General features: G+C 49.9%; 15 protein-coding genes and 1 pseudogene. 12 read left to right on the top strand and 4 right to left on the bottom strand.

Annotated elements, in window-relative coordinates; translation table 11 throughout:
* Position 1 precedes the first annotated feature (1 nt).
* Genes A10D4_RS05840 through A10D4_RS05820 form a run of 5 tightly spaced genes read left to right on the top strand, consistent with a single transcriptional unit; the run spans position 2 to position 4,201 of the window.
* Entirely contained in the window at positions 2–649 is a 648-nt protein-coding gene (locus A10D4_RS05840; protein WP_008488341.1) for an iron-containing redox enzyme family protein, read from the top strand.
* Between the two features lie 34 nt (positions 650–683).
* Positions 684–1,487 (top strand): SDR family oxidoreductase, encoded by an 804-nt coding sequence (locus A10D4_RS05835; RefSeq protein WP_008488340.1) that lies wholly within the window; start codon positions 684–686, stop codon positions 1,485–1,487.
* A complete protein-coding gene (locus A10D4_RS05830; protein WP_008488339.1) occupies positions 1,484–2,167 on the top strand; it encodes a tetratricopeptide repeat protein in 684 nt (227 codons plus the stop codon). Before A10D4_RS05835 ends, A10D4_RS05830 begins: the two co-directional genes overlap by 4 nt.
* Before the next feature lies 1 nt (position 2,168).
* The gene (locus A10D4_RS05825; protein WP_008488337.1) at positions 2,169–2,831 is read left to right on the top strand and encodes a response regulator; all 663 of its coding nucleotides are present in this window, start codon (positions 2,169–2,171) and stop codon (positions 2,829–2,831) included.
* Complete coding sequence (locus A10D4_RS05820; RefSeq protein ID WP_008488335.1) at positions 2,822–4,201, top strand: ATP-binding protein; 1,380 nt, start codon at positions 2,822–2,824, stop codon at positions 4,199–4,201. The genes A10D4_RS05825 and A10D4_RS05820 overlap by 10 nt, the downstream gene beginning before the upstream one ends.
* 29 nt (positions 4,202–4,230) lie before the next feature.
* On the opposite strand, the gene A10D4_RS05815 is transcribed toward A10D4_RS05820, so the two are convergent.
* Both A10D4_RS05815 and fadE read right to left on the bottom strand, forming a co-directional pair.
* On the bottom strand, positions 4,231–5,799 hold the full coding sequence (locus tag A10D4_RS05815; RefSeq protein WP_008488334.1) for an AbgT family transporter: 1,569 nt from the start codon (positions 5,797–5,799) through the stop codon (positions 4,231–4,233).
* 120 nt (positions 5,800–5,919) lie between these two features.
* Positions 5,920–8,376, bottom strand: coding sequence for an acyl-CoA dehydrogenase FadE (gene fadE, locus A10D4_RS05810; RefSeq protein WP_008488333.1), 2,457 nt, complete (start codon positions 8,374–8,376; stop codon positions 5,920–5,922).
* A gap of 216 nt (positions 8,377–8,592) precedes the next feature.
* On the opposite strand from fadE, the gene A10D4_RS05805 reads away from it, so the two are divergent.
* Positions 8,593–9,378: a DUF3108 domain-containing protein gene (locus tag A10D4_RS05805; RefSeq protein ID WP_192811510.1), complete on the top strand. Its 786-nt coding sequence runs from the start codon at positions 8,593–8,595 to the stop codon at positions 9,376–9,378.
* 61 nt (positions 9,379–9,439) lie between these two features.
* Here A10D4_RS05805 and purN read toward each other — a convergent pair.
* Both purN and purM read right to left on the bottom strand, forming a co-directional pair.
* Positions 9,440–10,065: pseudogene (gene purN, locus A10D4_RS05800) on the bottom strand (phosphoribosylglycinamide formyltransferase).
* 2 nt (positions 10,066–10,067) lie between these two features.
* Positions 10,068–11,123: a phosphoribosylformylglycinamidine cyclo-ligase gene (gene purM / locus A10D4_RS05795; RefSeq protein WP_040502633.1), complete on the bottom strand. Its 1,056-nt coding sequence runs from the start codon at positions 11,121–11,123 to the stop codon at positions 10,068–10,070.
* Positions 11,124–11,388: 265 nt separating this feature from the next.
* On the opposite strand from purM, the gene rimI reads away from it, so the two are divergent.
* The 6 genes from rimI (at position 11,389) to A10D4_RS05765 (ending at position 16,946) form a co-directional block, all read left to right on the top strand.
* Complete coding sequence (gene rimI / locus A10D4_RS05790; protein ID WP_008488327.1) at positions 11,389–12,546, top strand: ribosomal protein S18-alanine N-acetyltransferase; 1,158 nt, start codon at positions 11,389–11,391, stop codon at positions 12,544–12,546.
* A 169-nt stretch (positions 12,547–12,715) separates the two neighbouring features.
* On the top strand, positions 12,716–13,828 hold the full coding sequence (locus A10D4_RS05785; RefSeq protein ID WP_008488326.1) for an NADH:flavin oxidoreductase: 1,113 nt from the start codon (positions 12,716–12,718) through the stop codon (positions 13,826–13,828).
* A gap of 147 nt (positions 13,829–13,975) precedes the next feature.
* Complete coding sequence (locus tag A10D4_RS05780; RefSeq protein WP_008488325.1) at positions 13,976–14,710, top strand: SDR family oxidoreductase; 735 nt, start codon at positions 13,976–13,978, stop codon at positions 14,708–14,710.
* A gap of 114 nt (positions 14,711–14,824) precedes the next feature.
* Positions 14,825–15,598 carry a MipA/OmpV family protein gene (locus tag A10D4_RS05775; RefSeq protein WP_008488324.1) on the top strand — a complete coding sequence of 258 codons (774 nt, stop codon included), beginning with the start codon at positions 14,825–14,827 and terminating at the stop codon, positions 15,596–15,598.
* A gap of 39 nt (positions 15,599–15,637) precedes the next feature.
* Positions 15,638–16,348, top strand: a complete 711-nt coding sequence (locus tag A10D4_RS05770) for a response regulator transcription factor (protein ID WP_008488323.1) — start codon at positions 15,638–15,640, stop codon at positions 16,346–16,348.
* Positions 16,338–16,946 carry a hypothetical protein gene (locus A10D4_RS05765; protein WP_008488322.1) on the top strand — a complete coding sequence of 203 codons (609 nt, stop codon included), beginning with the start codon at positions 16,338–16,340 and terminating at the stop codon, positions 16,944–16,946. The genes A10D4_RS05770 and A10D4_RS05765 overlap by 11 nt, the downstream gene beginning before the upstream one ends.
* Positions 16,947–16,949 lie beyond the last annotated feature (3 nt).

Here is a 16,949-nt window from a genome sequence, read left to right as displayed (position 1 = left end):
TATGGCATTTTTTCAACAGTTATGTGAACAAACCGCGGCTGATAAAGCTTATTTGCTAAGCGCACCCGCAATCACCGAAGCGCTGCAAGGCAAGGTCACTGAAACTCGCTATCTGGGTTTTTTAACGCAGGCTTATTATCACGTTAAACATACCGTGCCTTTGCTGATGGCAGCCGGTTCACGCATGGTCGACGAGCAGGAGTGGTTGCGTAAAGCAATCGTCGAGTATATCGACGAAGAGTATGGTCACGAACAATGGATTTTAAACGATATCAAAGCGCTTGGCGGTGATGTCGACGCGGTTCGCAACGGCCAGCCAGATATCAGTACCGAATTAATGGTGGCCTATGTTTATGACCGAATTCAACGCCAACATCCGGCGGCATTTTTTGGCATGGCGCATGTCCTTGAGGGCACCAGCGTCGCCTTAGCCACACAGGCTGCCGGGCAAATTCAGCAACAGCTGGGACTGCCTAATACGGCGTTCAGCTATTTGCGTTCGCACGGCTCGTTAGATGTTGAACACGTCGATTTCTTTCGGCAGTTGATGGACCGTTTACAGGACCAAGCTGCGCAAGCGGCCATTGTCACTACCGCTAGTCGAGTTTATCGCCTGTATGGCGACATGTTTCGCCGTTTACCGGCTTAATTGACCGTATTAGCGACCTGACTACGAGGTGTTTATGAGCAATCACATTGATTGGCAACGCCAACATCTGCTGCTAAGTGGCGCCAGTGGCGGGCTTGGACAAGCGTTGGCGACGGCACTCAGCGAGCGTGGCGCTAAGCTGACCCTGATTGGTCGGCAAAGCGACAAATTAGCTGCCTTAGCGCAGCGGCTACAACAACAGTATTTGGTATTGGATATTAATGCCCCGACCGCTGCGCTGCAGTTGATGGATTATATTGAGCAGCAGACTACCGCGGTAACGGGTCTGATTAATAACGCTGCGTTAGCGAGCGATCAGTTGTTTATCGATAGTGATATTGACGCCATTGAACAATTGCTACAAACCAACTTATTGACGCCAATACGGTTAACGCACGCGTTACTGCCGTGGCTGCAACAACAACCACAAGCGTTGTTGTTAAACATCGGTTCGGTGTTTGGCGCCTTGGGCTATCCGGGACAAGTCAGCTATTGCGCCAGTAAATTCGGTTTGCGTGGATTTTCGCAAGCGTTACGGCGCGAGTTGCAAGATACCACGATACAAGTGTTCTATTGCGCTCCACGTGCGATTGCGACGGCTTTTAATAGTGACACCGTACAGCAAGTGAATGAACAAACTGGTAGTCGTGCCGATGCCCCGGAGCAAGTGGCAAAACGTATTGTGCGGCAACTTGACGGCGGCCGCTACGAACAAGTTTTTGGCTGGCCAGAGCGTTTTTACGTGTGGCTGAATCAACTGCAATCGGCTTGGGTCGACGGCAGTATGCGTAAGCCGCTAGCCATCTATCAACGTTTACAGCAGGAGAAACGTTTATGAGAACCATCAATTTATCAGTAACATCGTTAGCACTGACTTTATCCGCGGCGTTAATATTTCCGACCACAACATGGGCGCAAACGGCGGATGACTTTGCCGCGCAACTGGCCAATTTGCAACAGGACTGGGCGGTTGCCAATTATCAGTTGCAGGACGACGCGCAAGAAGATGAGTTTGAACAGTTAGCCGAACGTGCTAAACAATTAGTGACGGCTTACCCTGATAATGCGGCGGCCTATATTTGGCAAGGTATTGTATTGAGTACCGAAGCGGGGGTCGTGGGCGGTTTAGGCGCGTTAGACCTAGCTGAGGCGGCAAAAGCCTCGTTAGAGCACGCCATGACCATCGATGACCAAGCGTTAGAAGGATCTGCCTACACCAGTTTAGGTACGCTATATTATAAAGTACCCGGTTGGCCATTTGGTTTTGGTGATGACGATAAAGCTGAGCAATTACTCAAGCAGGCATTAACCATCAACCCAACCGGCATCGATGCGAATTATTTTTATGCTGACTTTTTGTATGAAGACGGCGAATATCAAAAAGCGGCAAAATATTTGACGGCGGCAGCGGCGGCGGCACCTCGTCCGGGTCGCGAGTTAGCCGATAGTGAACGGCAAAAAGAAATTCAAGCGTTGCAAGAAAAAGTGAACAAACGCATCAACAAACGGCGGCGTTAATATGGATGTACTGTTGGTCGAAGATGACAAATGGTTGGGGCAGGCTATCGAAATTGGTCTTACCGAACGCGATTTCCAGATCACCTGGGTACGTAGTGGGGCAGCAGCTATTGGCGAGTTACAGCGGCAAGAGTATCAGTTGCTGATTCTTGATCTGGGCTTGCCTGACATTGATGGTCAGCGTGTTTTGCAAAGCGTACGGCGTAAGCAATTGGCGTTGCCTGTCATGATTTTGACTGCCCGAGATGAAACCGACCAAGTCGTACAGGCGTTAGATAGTGGCGCCGATGATTACGTTACCAAGCCGTTTGACTTAAATGAGCTGGCGGCTCGCTTACGTGCCCTGTATCGGCGCCGCGGCGGCCACGCCAGCGCCGAAATTCAGGTCGGTTCGCTGCGCCTGAATGTGAATAGTCATGAGGTTTGGGTCGCCGATGATCCGGTGCGCTTATCGCGTCGTGAGTTTGATTTATTGCAACTACTGGTGAGCCAGCAACGCCGGGTATTTAGTCGTGAACAGCTAGAGCGGCAGTTGCATCATGATGAAACGCCGTTAGAGAGTAACGCGCTTGAGGTACACATTCATAATTTACGTAAGAAATTGAAGCATAAAGACTGGATCGAGACTATTCGCGGCATAGGCTACCGTTTTTCATGCGATTGATCGAACGTATTCGTAGCAAAATGCGCTCCATGCGGCGCCGTATTATCGTCGCCGTATCGACGTTATTTATCAGTGCTAGTTTACTCAGTTCTATCTGGATTTACTTTGAAATCAAGCATGAAGTTAATGAACTTTTTGACGCTGAACTGGTGCAGCAGGCGCGTGTGTTGGATGGCTTGTTGGCGGTTGCGTTAGCGCAGCAGTCGGCGGACAGTTTGCGGCAACAGCCGCGCTGGCTCAAACATGCACAACAGTTGGCGCACCCTTATGAAAACAAATTGGCGTTTCGGGTAGAAACCGCCAGTGGCGACTTATTGTTAAGTAGTGACGGTATTCCTGCTCCGGCAGAGCTACCGTTCCAGCCCGGGTTCAGTCAGTTTGCTGTCGATGGTGATTATTGGTATGCCTTTGGCATGGCCAACGCTGCGCACGATTTTCGAGTCGTGGTGATGCAAGAAGATTCGTTTCGTGGTGAATTACGTATTGATTTAGCCGTCGATACCCTGGTGCCGATCGTGGTGCTATTGCCCTTTGTTTTGTGGGCGTGCCGCTGGTTGGTGAACTACTTCTTTTACCATTTTAGCCGGGTTGCTACTCACCTTCGTGACCGGCGCAGTGACGACTATTCACCGATCCAGCAGCTAGATAATAGTGACGAAGTGGGTGCGGTGGTGAATGCCGTCAACAGTTATTTAAGCCGCACGGAACAAGCGTTTGTTCGTGAACGCCGATTTTCGGCTGATGCTGCACATGAATTGCGTACACCATTAGCGGCGCTTAAAGCACAGTTACAACAATTGCAGCCGAGTAACGCCGCTGAGGGCAAAGCGGTGGCGGCGGCGTTGTTGAGTACTCAGCGGTTGATCGATTTAGTTCAGCAACTACTGGTGTTAGCGCGGGCAGAGCAAACTCAACGGCAGTTTCAGCGTTTTAATTTGGCGGCGCTAACACGCGAGAGTTTAGCCAGTTACTATGCCAATTTTGAGTTGGCCGGTTTGCAACTTGTCGCCGATGTGCCACAACATTGTCAAATAGAGTCTGATGCGCAAGCCTGGCGTCTGATGTTAAGCAACTTGCTCGACAACGCTCTCAAGTATGCCGAGCGCGACAGTACGGTGACGGTGACGTTACGCAAGACAACTCGGCGAGGCGACTTAGATGGCTATCAATTGGTGGTTAACAATCAAGTTGATAACGCCGCCGAAATCGATGCCGACAGGGTCTTTGACCGTTTTTATCGGGGTCGCCAGTTAGATCGTCCCGGTAGCGGTTTAGGTATGAGCATTGTGGCAAATATTGCTAAACAACTGGCGGTAACCATCGAATTTCGTTTGCAAGACCAGCAAGTGCAGGTGATGTTAAACGGTTAACGTTAGCTGCCGTTGTGCGTGAGTGGGTATTAGCCGTAATAGGTTGGCGAGCCGGGGCCTACCGGAAGACCAAAGCCAAAAACCCAAATGAAGAATAAGGCGGTCCAGCCAATGAAGAAAATCATCGAGTAGGGCAGCATCATGGCGACCAGCGTGCCGATACCCAAGTTGCCCTTGTAACGTGTTGCAACCGCCAGAATCAAGCCAAAGTAACTCATCATCGGGGTGATCACGTTAGTGACCGAGTCACCAATACGGTAAGCGGCTTGAATGACTTCGGGAGCGTAGCCAATGAGCATGAGCATGGGGACAAAAATCGGTGCGGTAATGGCCCATTGTGCCGACGCCGAGCCGAGCATCAGGTTGACGAAACCACAAATCATAATAAAGAACAGGAATACCAGCGGTCCGGTCAGACCCATCTGGGTTAAAAACTCAGCGCCGTTGATGGCGAAAATGGTGCCAAAATTGGTCCACTTGAAAAAGTTAACGAACTGAGCGGCAAAAAACACCAGTACGATGTACATGCCCATGGTGCTCATACTGTGCGACATGGCGTCGATAACGTCGCGATCATTCTTCATGCTACGGGTAACCCGGCCATAGACAAAGCCAGGAATGGCGAAGCTAATAAAAATATAGGCGACCACACCTTTCAGGAACGGCGAACCGGCTACTTCATTAGTTTCCGGATGACGCAAAATACCCCATTCCGGCACTACCGTTAAGGCGAGCAGCGCCATGATCAGCAAAAACGAGAAGCCAGCATACAACAAGCCCTTTTTCTCGGCGCTGCTGAGCTTTTCCATGGTCTGTTGGTCGAGTTCAATGGTGGCTTCGCTAGGGTCATATTGACCCAACTTGGGTTCGACGATCTTATCGGTGACAAACGCCCCCATGATGGCGATCATGAAGGTACTGATCATCATAAAGAACCAGTTCGCCTCGGCGCCGACGGTGTAATCGGGGTCGATAATATTGGCGGCTGCTTCGGTAATACCCGATAACAGCGGATCGACGGTACCAATCAACAGATTAGCGCTGTAACCGGCCGAAACCCCCGAAAACGCGGCGGCTAGACCGGCCAGTGGATGACGCCCTAAGCCGTGGAATATCATCGCTGCTAGCGGGATCAATACCACATAACCCAACTCGGCGGCGGTATTAGAAACCACCCCGGCGAACACCACCACCAAGGTGATCATGCGTGGTGGTGCTTTCATCACCAAGCCGCGCATGGCGGCCGAAATCAAGCCGGAACGTTCGGCCACACCCACCCCCAATAGCGCGACTAATACCGTTCCCAAGGGGGTAAAGCCGGTAAAGTTGGTGACTAAATGGGTGACGATGCGCTGTAGGCCCTCGGCGTTAAGTAGACTGACGGCTTCGATCACGGTACTGCCATCACGCGGATCGATGGCGCTGACGTTAAAATAAGCGGCAACACCGCTGGCAACCAGAATGAATAAACAGAATAACGCGAATAGGGTGATTGGGTGGGGTAATAGATTCCCTAACCACTCGACGCTATCTAAAAAACGCGTAAACCAACCGCGTTGCTGATTGGGGGGTGAAGGCTGTGGCGCTGAATTGGTCATGCCTGATGGCTCCCTAATAAAAATATCAGCGCCGAATTGTACACAGAATTGTCGACAATAAAAAACGGCGCTTTGTAAAAAGCGCCGTTTTATCAACAACTAATAGTTAGCAGGGAAAGCTTATGCAGCCTGTTCATCGGCCTTTTTTTGACGTTCTGCATAGGCCACTGCTGCCGCACCCGCCATTAATTCGGCATGGTCAAAATCGTCGACATTGATGGTTTTTAAACGACCTTTCTCGGCACGCTCGAACAGCGCCACGTCGTCGTCACTTAACACACCCAGCTCTTTGCCGGTTTGCGCCAACTTATCCAATTGTGTGAAGCTAAAGCGCTTGCCCGCCGCTTTACAGATTTTGTCGTACAGCGGTTCGGCGGCAATCATGTCGCGTAGGGTCTGTTCCAGTTCGCCGTGCAGCCCTTCAACAGCCAAGAACTGCCCCTGACCTAAGCGCTCACGGCTAGCATTTGGACTGGTCAGAATAGCGGCCACTTTGTGATCGGTGGTATCTAACGGACGGTGTACGATACGCCCAAACGGGAACATGATGGCTTTCATCACGCTACCGATGCCACCAAAGTTAGCCAGCAGTTCTAACTGTGCTTCTTGCAAGCGGTACAGGGTATCTTGCATAGCCCAGTGCATGAGCACTTGGTCTTCTTGCAAACGGCCTTCGTCGTGAAAACGCTTCAGTACCGCCGAGCCTAAGTACAAGTAGCTCAACATATCGCCTAAGCGAGCTGAAATACGTTCCTTACGTTTCAGTGAACCACCTAACACGCCCATAGCGACGTCAGATAACAATGCTAAGTTAGCGCTAAAACGGTTCATCTGTTTGTAATAGGTTTTGCTGCTGTCGCTGGCCGGCGCGCTACTGAAGTGATGACCACCCAGACCAAAGAACAACGAACGCATAAAGTTACTGGCAGCAAAACCGATATGACCAAAGATGGCTCGGTCGAAGCGTTTTAAGCCTTGCGAACTTTTCTCGCTGGCGGCTTCCATTTCTTCCAGTACATAAGGATGACAGCGAATTGCACCCTGACCATAAATCATCATACTACGGGTCAGAATGTTAGCACCCTCTACGGTAATCGCCACGGGTACGCCCTGATAACCACGACCTAAGTAGTTATTGGGACCCAAGCAAATACCTTTACCGCCGTGCACATCCATGGCGTCATCCATGCAAGCACGTAATTTTTCGGTCATGTGATATTTGGCGATTGCTGAAATCACGCTAGGCTTTTCGCCGACATCAATACCGGTTGTCGATAAGGTGGTGACGGCGTCCATCAGGTAAGCGTTACCGCCTAGACGGGCTAGCGCCTCTTCAACGCCCTCCATCTTACCGATCGGTAATTTAAACTGACGACGGATGCGCGAATAAGCGCCGGTTGCTAGTGCTAAGGTTTTTACGCCGCCGGCACTGTTTGACGGTAGTGTAATGGCACGACCTACTGACAAACATTCAACCAGCATACGCCAACCTTTACCGGCCATATCGGCACCACCGATGATGTAATCCAGAGGCACAAAAATGTCTTCACCGCGGATAGGGCCATTCATAAACGGCACGTTCAGTGGAAAATGGCGGCGGCCGATATCTAAACCCTTAGTATCGCGTGGAATCAAGGCGCAGGTGATACCTAGCGATTTCTCTTTACCCAACAGACCATCGGGGTCGTACATTTTAAAGGCCAGACCGATGACGGTGGCAACTGGCGCTAAAGTGATGTAGCGCTTGTTAAAGTTTAAACGAATACCGACGATTTCTTCGCCGTTCCACTCGCCTTTACAAACGACGCCACTATCGGGGATTGCACCCGCATCAGAACCGGCTTCGGGACTGGTTAATGCAAAGCAGGGGATCTCTTCACCGCGGGCCAAGCGCGGTAGATAATGTTGCTGTTGCTTTTCGGTGCCATAATGTTGCAACAGTTCGCCCGGACCTAACGAGTTAGGTACACCGACGGTACTGGCTAACACGGTGCTGACACCGGCTAACTTTTGCAGTACGCGCGATTGCGCATAGGCCGAAAATTCCAGACCACCGAATTCTTTTTTGATGATCATGGCAAAGAATTTATTATCTTTCAAATATTGCCAAACTTCTGGCGGCATATCGGCTAACGAATGCGTCGTTTCCCAATCGTTCAGCATTTTGCAGACTTCTTCCACTGGGCCGTCTAAAAATGCTTGCTCTTCTTTGGATAAGCGCGCTTTTGGAATGTTGTGCAGGGTATTCCAATTGGGGTTGCCGCGGAATAATTCGCCTTCCCACCACACGGTACCGGCGTCAATGGCGTCTTTTTCGGTGTCAGACATTTCCGGCGTGACTTTACGATACATCGTCAGCAACGGTTTAGTCAGCAGCGCCTGACGTAGCGGAGTGATGTTTAACGGTAATAACAGCACCACCAAGATGACCCACAGCACAGGGCCTACCACGCCCATGACGGTGCCCAATGCGAACATGACCACCATACCCGCGCTGAAGGTGCGCAGAGTGGTGCGATGATAAATGAGTGCCGCTGCCGCAAGTACGGTAGCAACAATCCAAAGTGCGACGCTCATAATTAACTCCATTGTTAGAGGTCAGACCAGTAGAATATGGCAAAAGTAGATCACGTTGCGGTCAATTTCAAGGGAAATTTGAACGCTTGTTTAAAATGCGCTGTCAACATTCATAGCCAAGCATGGTCGTTTTGCCGAGCCGCTCTTGTTATCTTACGCTCGGCAACGGCATAATGATCGCTATAGCCGATGGCCGCTACCGACAAAAAAGGAAAGATGATGTCTGCAAAGCCGCTAGCAATGATGGTAAAAAAAATAACTGGCGTGACGGTGATGTCTGCTCTCGCCCTCAGCCTATGGTTTAGCAATGTAACACCGGCATTGGCCGCCGCTGATAATGAGCCGGCCGCTGATGCACAAACACTACAAGCTTTTCACGCTAGCTATCGGGTAACCCGTGGCGGCAGCGAATATGGTGACGCTCAGCGTGAACTGCAGCGACAAGGAAAGGAGCTTTGGCGTTATCGTACCTTGACCGATATCTCATGGTTTATTTTGTCCGATAAACGCGAGTTCACCTCAAGCTTTGTGGTGCGTGACGGTGCGGTTATTAACCGCGAGTTTGCTTATAAGCGTACCGGTACAGGTAGTGATAAAGCCTTTAGCGCGCGCTTTGACGAACAGCAGCAACAAATCATTAATTTGGCCGATCAGCAGCCACTTGATATACCATGGCAAGTGCCCATGATGGACGAGTCAAGTATGTTGCATCAGCTTAAACTAGATTTGCTTAATGGCGAACAGCAGCGCTTTGAATATCAAGCTATCGACGACAAGGGCCGTCTTGATCACTTTACTTTCGTGCGCGATGGGGTGGAAAACTTAAACTTGCCCTATGGCAAGGTTGACGCCATTTTGATCAAGCGTATTCGTGAAAACAGTTCACGTGAAACCCATTATTGGTTTGCGCCATCGTTAAATTATGTGTTGGTTAAACTACGTCAATGGAAAGATGGTGACGAACAAGCAACTTTAGAGCTGGTTGATTATCAGCAGCAATAATTAAAAAAGATGGCCGCGGCCATCTTTTTTTAAGCTTATTTTTTGCAAAAATAAGCGACCGTTATTCGTCGGCATAGCCTTGCGCACCAAGCGTTTGACCGTCTAACTGCACTTGCTCATTAACTAAGCGTAGACGATCGGCGCAGAACCAGCGGATAACCAGCGGATAAATGCGATATTCCTGCTCATGTACACGTTGCTGTAAATCATCGGCCTCGTCACCGGCAAAAATGGGTATTTTCGCCTGCAATATCACCGGTCCGCCATCCAGCTCTTCGGTAACAAAATGAACACTAACACCGTGCTCTTCATCACCGGCATCTAACGCGCGCTGATGAGTATTGATGCCTTTATATTTAGGTAGTAAGGACGGATGAATATTCAGCAGTTTGCCGGTGTAATGGCGAGTGAATGCGGCGGTCAAAATGCGCATAAAGCCAGCCAGCACGACCAAGTCGGGTTGGTAGCTATCGACTAATTGCTGTAGGGCCGCGTCGTAGTCGTCGCGGCTGGCGTAATCACGGTGTGACCGATACCCGCCGCCGCGGCTTTTTGCAGACCACCGGCGTCGGCTTTATTGGCAATCACCGCGACGACTTCGGCAGCAATTTCACCACGCTCGCAAGCTTGGTGAATATTAACCATGTTACTGCCCGAGCCTGAAATCAGAATAACCAGACGCTTCATGATTAACGCAGCTCGTCAGCGCGAATGTCGACCTGAGCTTCGCCGCTTTCGGCAGCACTGATATGACCGATTTGCCAAGCTTGTTGGCCTTGCTCATTCAAAATGGTAATGGCTTGTTCGGCGGCGCTTTGCGGCAGTGCGATGACCAAACCGACACCACAGTTAAAGGTGCGGTACATTTCGTGAGTACTGACATTACCATTGTCTTGCAACCAATCGAAGATCGGTGGCCAATCCCAGCTATTACCATCGATGATGGCTTTCATATTATCCGGTAATACGCGTGGAATATTCTCCCAGAAACCACCGCCGGTAATGTGCGAAATAGCGTGTACGGGTTGTTGACGTATCAGTTCTAACACCGCTTTCACATAAATGCGGGTAGGCGCCATTAAATGTTCTGCCAGCGTTTTGCCGTGCAAATCAGAGCTTAAGTCGGCACCGCTGACCTCAATGATTTTGCGGATCAATGAGTAACCGTTTGAATGTGGGCCACTTGAGGCTAAAGCGATGAGCGCATCACCCTCGGCCACTTTACTGCCGTCGATGATGTCGTCTTTTTCTACCACACCGACACAAAAACCGGCTAAATCGTAATCACCGTCCTCGTACATGCCGGGCATTTCGGCGGTTTCACCCCCAATCAAGGCACAGCCTGATTGCTCGCAACCTTCGCCGATACCGGTCACGACATCGGCAGCGACCTCGACATCCAGTTTGCCGGTGGCGTAATAATCTAAAAAGAACAGCGGTTCGGCGCCTTGTACGATTAAGTCGTTAACACACATCGCCACCAAGTCGATGCCAACGCCACTGTGCTGCTTGAGGTCAATGGCTAAGCGCAATTTGGTACCGACGCCATCGGTGCCAGACACCAATACTGGCTTACGGTAGCCTTCAGGAATTTCGCACAGCGCGCCAAAGCCACCGATACTGCCCATCACTTCGGGGCGAGCGGTACGTTTGGTGACACCCTTGATGCGCTCGACTAAAGCGTTGCCAGCATCAATATCGACACCTGCATCTTTGTAGCTTAAAGAGGGTTTATGCTGATCCACGCGTTGCTTACTCACAGAAGGAACCTCAAATCGTCAGTGTAGAATAAATTGCGCGCTAGTTTAGCAGAAAGCGACTTCGCTGACACGACTTTGCGACGTTTTCCTGCAGGATTTGCCGATCGTTTCTCGATGGTCTTTCTCAAGGATTGGCTAGATAGGCTAAAAATAAACTTAAGGCCATGATTTCATTGCTGTTAAATCACTTGTTGCGGAGCGCCGTTTTGTCTAAAGTAAGCGCTTGTTTTCGGGTGTTGGAGTAACCGACATGACACCTATTCAGATAACCGCCGTAAAGCGTCCCGCCGCGTTGCAAGTCACTCGCGCTAAGCGCCAACACATCAAGGCGCTGGTAGCCATTGAGCAGCGCTGCTTTAGCATCGATCGACTCAGTCAGCGCAGCTTCAAACGTTTTATCGAGCAAGATATTGGCGACTTTGCTGTGGCCTTAATTGACCAGCAAGTGGTTGGTTATTGCTTGGTCATTTATCGTCAGGGCACGCAGTTGGCGCGGCTATATTCGATGGCCGTTGATCCTGATTTTCAACGGCAAGGCATTGGCACCTGTTTGCTAGCCGAAGCCGAGCGTGTCGCCGATGACCGTCATTGCTTGTTCATGCGGCTTGAGGTGCAAGTTGATAATCAGGCGGCGTTGGCGCTTTATCATCGTCACCATTACTTCGATTTGGACATGCGCGCAGAATATTACGAGGACGACAGCGACGCACTGATTTTGCAAAAGCTGTTACCGCGTTATGAACACAGCGAAAATAGTGAAGACCGGCGTGTACCGTTGTTGACGCAAAGTACCGATTTTACTTGTGGCCCAGCCAGTTTATTGATGGCGCTGACTTATTACGGTCAACCTAGCGACGACCCTTATCACGAAGAATTAGAGATTTGGCGCGAGGCAACGACCATTTATATGACCTCGGGCCACGGTGGTTGCGGCCCGCACGGGTTAGCTCGAGCCGCGCTTAAGCGTGGCTTGCAAGCCGAACTCTATGTCAGTCAAAGTGGCCCGGTATTGCTGGATTCGGTGCGTAATGATGATAAAAAACAAGTCATGGCACGCATTCAAGAAGCCGATATCATGGCGCTGCAAAAGCAGCGTGTGCCGATGCATATTGGCGATTATTCGGTGGCGCAATTACGCCTTGATTTAGCTGCCGATAAGCTGGTGATTGCGTTGATCAGCACCTATGTTTTTGATGGTATTAAGGCACCGCACTGGGTCTTGATTTGCGCCGCCGACGAACAGTTTGTTTATATCAATGACCCAGACCAAGACACCTTTCCCTGGCAATCGGCTTCAGAACGCCAGTATTTACCGATTCCGATAGCGACATTTAACCGTGCTTTTGGCTTTGGCAGTCGTAAGCAGAAAGCGGCGGTGGTGGTGTCTTGCCCGCAAACACTTGCGTAAAATCGAACGAATTAACGCTTTTCTTGCCTAATTGATGAATCTGAACGCGCTATTGGCGCGTATAACGGACGTGGTAAAACTATACTCGAACGCGCAGTTTGCGCCGTCATGATCGAGTTAGCACTAATTCGACCAACCGACAACTCGAGTAACCGACAAGGAGAACGGGATGAGTCAGGTGTACGATGATTACAGTATAGGCAAGCATTCGCTGAAGAATCGTTTAGTAGTAGCCCCGATGACGCGTACCAGCGCCGAAGCCGATGGATCGGCGAGCGAGTTGATGGGTGATTATTACGAGCGCTTTGCCGAGGGTGGCTTTGGACTAATTATTACCGAAGGTACCTATACCGATAAAGAGGCTAGCCAAGGCTACGAGAATCAGCCGGGCATTAGCGATGCGCCGCAAACCGACGCATGGAAAAAAATTGTCAGCCGCGTGCATGAGCACGATTGCAAGATGATATTACAGTTGATGCACGCTGGCGCTCAGTTTCAATACAACCGCTTTACCGACACGCCGGTGTCACCTAGTGGTGTCAAACCCAAGGGTGAACCGCTGGGCTTATATGGTGAGGTTGAGGGTGGTTGGCCTGAACCTGAAGAAATGAACGAGCATCACTTTGATATCGTTATGAATGGCTTTATCGGCGCGGTGAATCGGGCCAAAGAGGCGGGCTTCGACGGCGTCGAGTTGCATGCCGCTAACGGTTATTTATTGAATGAGTTTTTAAGCGACTACTTTAATCGTCGTGAAGATAAATGGGGTGGTAGCCTTAACAAACGTCTATTGTTTATTGAGGACGTCATCAAAGCCGCGAAATCGGCTGCTGGCGACGACTTTATTGTCGGTATTCGGATCAGCCAAATTACCGTCACTGACCCTGATTATCAGTGGCCCGAGGGCGAAGAAGGTTTCGAGCATATCGTCAGCAAATTAGTCGCTGCTGGGATTGACTATATTCACACCACCGACACCGCTTACGATCGTAAGCACTTAAAAGATGGCGATCACAGTCTGGCTGAAACCGTGCAGCATGTTTCTGATGTACCCCTGATCATTAATGGCGGTATTGATGAAGATAATTTAGACGATCTGGCTGAACAGTTTCCTGAAGCGCTGTTCGCCATTGGAAAAAAAGCCTTAGCCAATCCTGATTTTGCTAAACGCTTCAAGTCTGGTGATGAGATTGCTGATTTAGACTTTGCCATGTTGCAACCCAAGGCAACCTTGGAAAACGAATGGCAATGGCGCAAATTGCAGCAACAGGCTGATTCTTAAGCGATATACGACGATAGTCACAAGCCGCTGTTATCCATGATAACGGCGGCTTTTTTATGACAAATGCATATTGATCTAGTCCCCGAAAGTTTTCGGTAAGAATTAAGCATTCATACTGGGCGTTCTTTTCGCACTCGGATGAATGACATGAGTAAAGCCGCGTTAGTGGTGAATATCGATACCCAGCTTGGCCGCTATATTGCTTCAATGTTAGCGGCTGCTGACGTTGATGTTAGCGGCGTAGCGCTAACCTGCCAAGCCAGTGCAGCACAACAAGCGGATTATGCCCGTCACTACAGTGTCTCGTTAACCGACAGTTGGCAACGCGAAGCCACGCTTGAGCAGTTATGGCGGCAGGCCGATGAGGTGAATATCGTTATCGCCGGGATTGGAGATGTGTTGTTAGGACCATTGGCAGCGCTGTCAGACCAAGCTGTCGGTGAACACTTACAACAGCAGTTGTCAGGTGTGATGCAGTTGTATCGCTCGCTGCTAAAGCGAGTCAGCGAGCAAGCAACGCCTGTGCAACGAGTGCAAGTGCTACACTGCTTACCGGATGCTGATAGCTTAGGCGAAAGTCTGAATAGTTTACCGTTAATGATCCTACAAGCGATGCAATCGCTATGCACCAATATGAAAAAAGAGCTGCGGCTTTTGGGAGTAAACTTACAGGTACTTAAGTACCAGTTGGCGTACCGTGACTGCAATGACCACCAACTGAGTTTCTTTAATAATCTGCAACTCAAGGCTTTTCAGCCAGCGGTTGATGCTTACTTGCAAAGCGCCGAACAGCGCTGGCAGAAGGCTGACAAGCTAGCCTCGCAAGCGGCCATAACAGACACCTTGGCGCAGCTATTCATGCTTGACAAACAAGCTAGATAAAACCCCAGTTAACGATTTTAGGGTTGCCTGTGAGCGGGTAAGTATCCGGTAAGAAAAGGCGTGGAATACTGTTTCTCTATTCGAATTCATTGACGATAAAAAAGGACAGTATCCATGACGCTACGTTGTTCGGTTAGTCGTTTGACCATTCCCGCTATGATGACTTTTCTTATGTTGTCGCCCGCGCAAGCGCAACAGGATGACAGCCAAGAAACCCAGTGGGGGCTGGGAGTCGGCGCTGGTATTAAACAAAAAGAATATCAAGGTGATGACTCGCAGTCGCGCATTATTCCAGTACTTTATGCTGAAAATCGTTGGTTACGACTGATTGGCCCGAACCTAGACATTAAATTGGCGTCGTTTGCCGATGTTTCCTTTAACGTGCGTGCTAAGTTTGCCTTAGGCGATGGCTACGAAGCTGAAGACTCTTGGCTATTAACCGGTATGGCAGAGCGCAAAGCTAGTATTTGGTTGGGGCCGCAAGCCACTTGGCAAACCGCTATCGGTGATTTCAGCGCGGAACTGTTAACCGATACCATGAGTCATAGTGAGGGTTTGCAAGCCAGCCTGAGTTACGGCAAAACCTTCGCAATGAATCAGCATTGGTCTATCGAGCCTAAGTTGAAATTAACTTGGCTGAATGACGATTATGTTGATTATTACTACGGTGTTAGCGCCGCAGAGGCGACCCCTGAACGCGCTTTTTATACGGCTGATGCCAGTTTAAATTATAGCGCTGAAGTGGCATTTCACTACCAATTAGACCGCCGTCATCGCTTCTCGTTCGCGGCTTCCTATACGCAGTTAGGCAGTGATATTAAGGATAGCCCGATAGTCGACCAATCCGGTCTAGGGCAGGTAGCATTTATTTATTTGTACCGCTTTTAAACAACGCTTTTAGCACTGATTAAATAAAAGAGTCAGCCGATGCAGCGTATTTTATTGGTAGAAGACAATCAACGTTTGGCCGACCATGTGTTAGCCGCGTTGAAAAAACAATCGTTGTACGCCGATGTTTGTCAGGATAAAGCCGCTGCATTACACACCTTAGCGGCTCAGCAATACGGTGTGCTGATCCTTGACCGTGGCTTACCCGACGGCGATGGTTTGAGTTTATTAAAGCAACTCCGGCAACGTGGAAACATGCTGCCCTGTTTAGTATTAACCGCACAGAGCACGATCCATGATCGCGTACAGGGCTTGGATAATGGCGCCGATGATTATTTAGCTAAACCGTTTTCGATGGATGAGTTGATCGCCCGGGTTAAGGCGTTGTTGCGGCGTCCGACACAAACGGTTTCGCTTGATCCACGCTGGCAGGACCTTGAATTGCGTATGCAACACGCCGAACTTTGCTGCGCAAAAGACGGTGTCGAGTACTGTCAGTCGTTGGCGCCCGCAGAAGTGCAGATCATGGCATTGTTGATGCAAGACGCTCAACATGGCTCTCGGGTCAGGCGTCGTCAGGCTTTGGAGCATGCAGCTTGGGGGGTAATGGATGCAGTGACACCCAATGCTCTTGATGTGGTTATTCATCGCTTACGTAAAAAACTATCGGCGTTAGGGTCGGTGGTGGTGTTAACCAACATACGCGGAGTCGGCTACCAATTGCAGACGGAGACGATGCATGCGAGTTAGTTTAACCGCGCGTCTAGTCGGTGTGGTGCTGGTGATGCAGTCGTTGCTGTTAGGAGCGGTGCTGGTTTACTTGTTTATGTTTAACCCGCCGGTACTGATTCGCTACATCATGCATGAACAGTTAAGCTTATTTAGCGATAACGTGTTTTTGGACGAAGATGGGCAGCCGCAGGTGCGTATTTCAGAAGAAACCGATAACAGCGTTTGGATTTACGCTGTGTTGCCTTACGATTTGATTTATCAAATCATTGATCGGCAAGGTAGGGTGGCTTTCTCGTCGGTACCGGTCGCGGCTTTCGCACCTGCTACTGGGGATTCTTCTGCGCAACCTAAAAGCTTTTATTACACCCTGCAGCAGCGCAATTTTTATGTCGAACGCATGCAATTAAGCGGTGAGCTTGCCGATTATCGTTTACAGGTAGCAACCAGTGAACGCATGTTAGCGTTGTTTCAATTGACTCGCATACAGCCCTTATCAAAGTTTGCCTTGCTACTGATTATTTTTTCTATTTTGTTGTACGTGCTGATCGTCATTTTAACCGTCCGGCGTATGCTCAAACCGCTATTGCGCGTGGCCGCTGCGGCACAGCAAATATGACAG

It is taken from the genome of Idiomarina xiamenensis 10-D-4 (assembly GCF_000299895.1).
GTDB classification, from domain to species: Bacteria; Pseudomonadota; Gammaproteobacteria; order Enterobacterales; family Alteromonadaceae; genus Idiomarina; species Idiomarina xiamenensis.
This window is presented reverse-complemented; position numbering and strand designations above follow the sequence as displayed.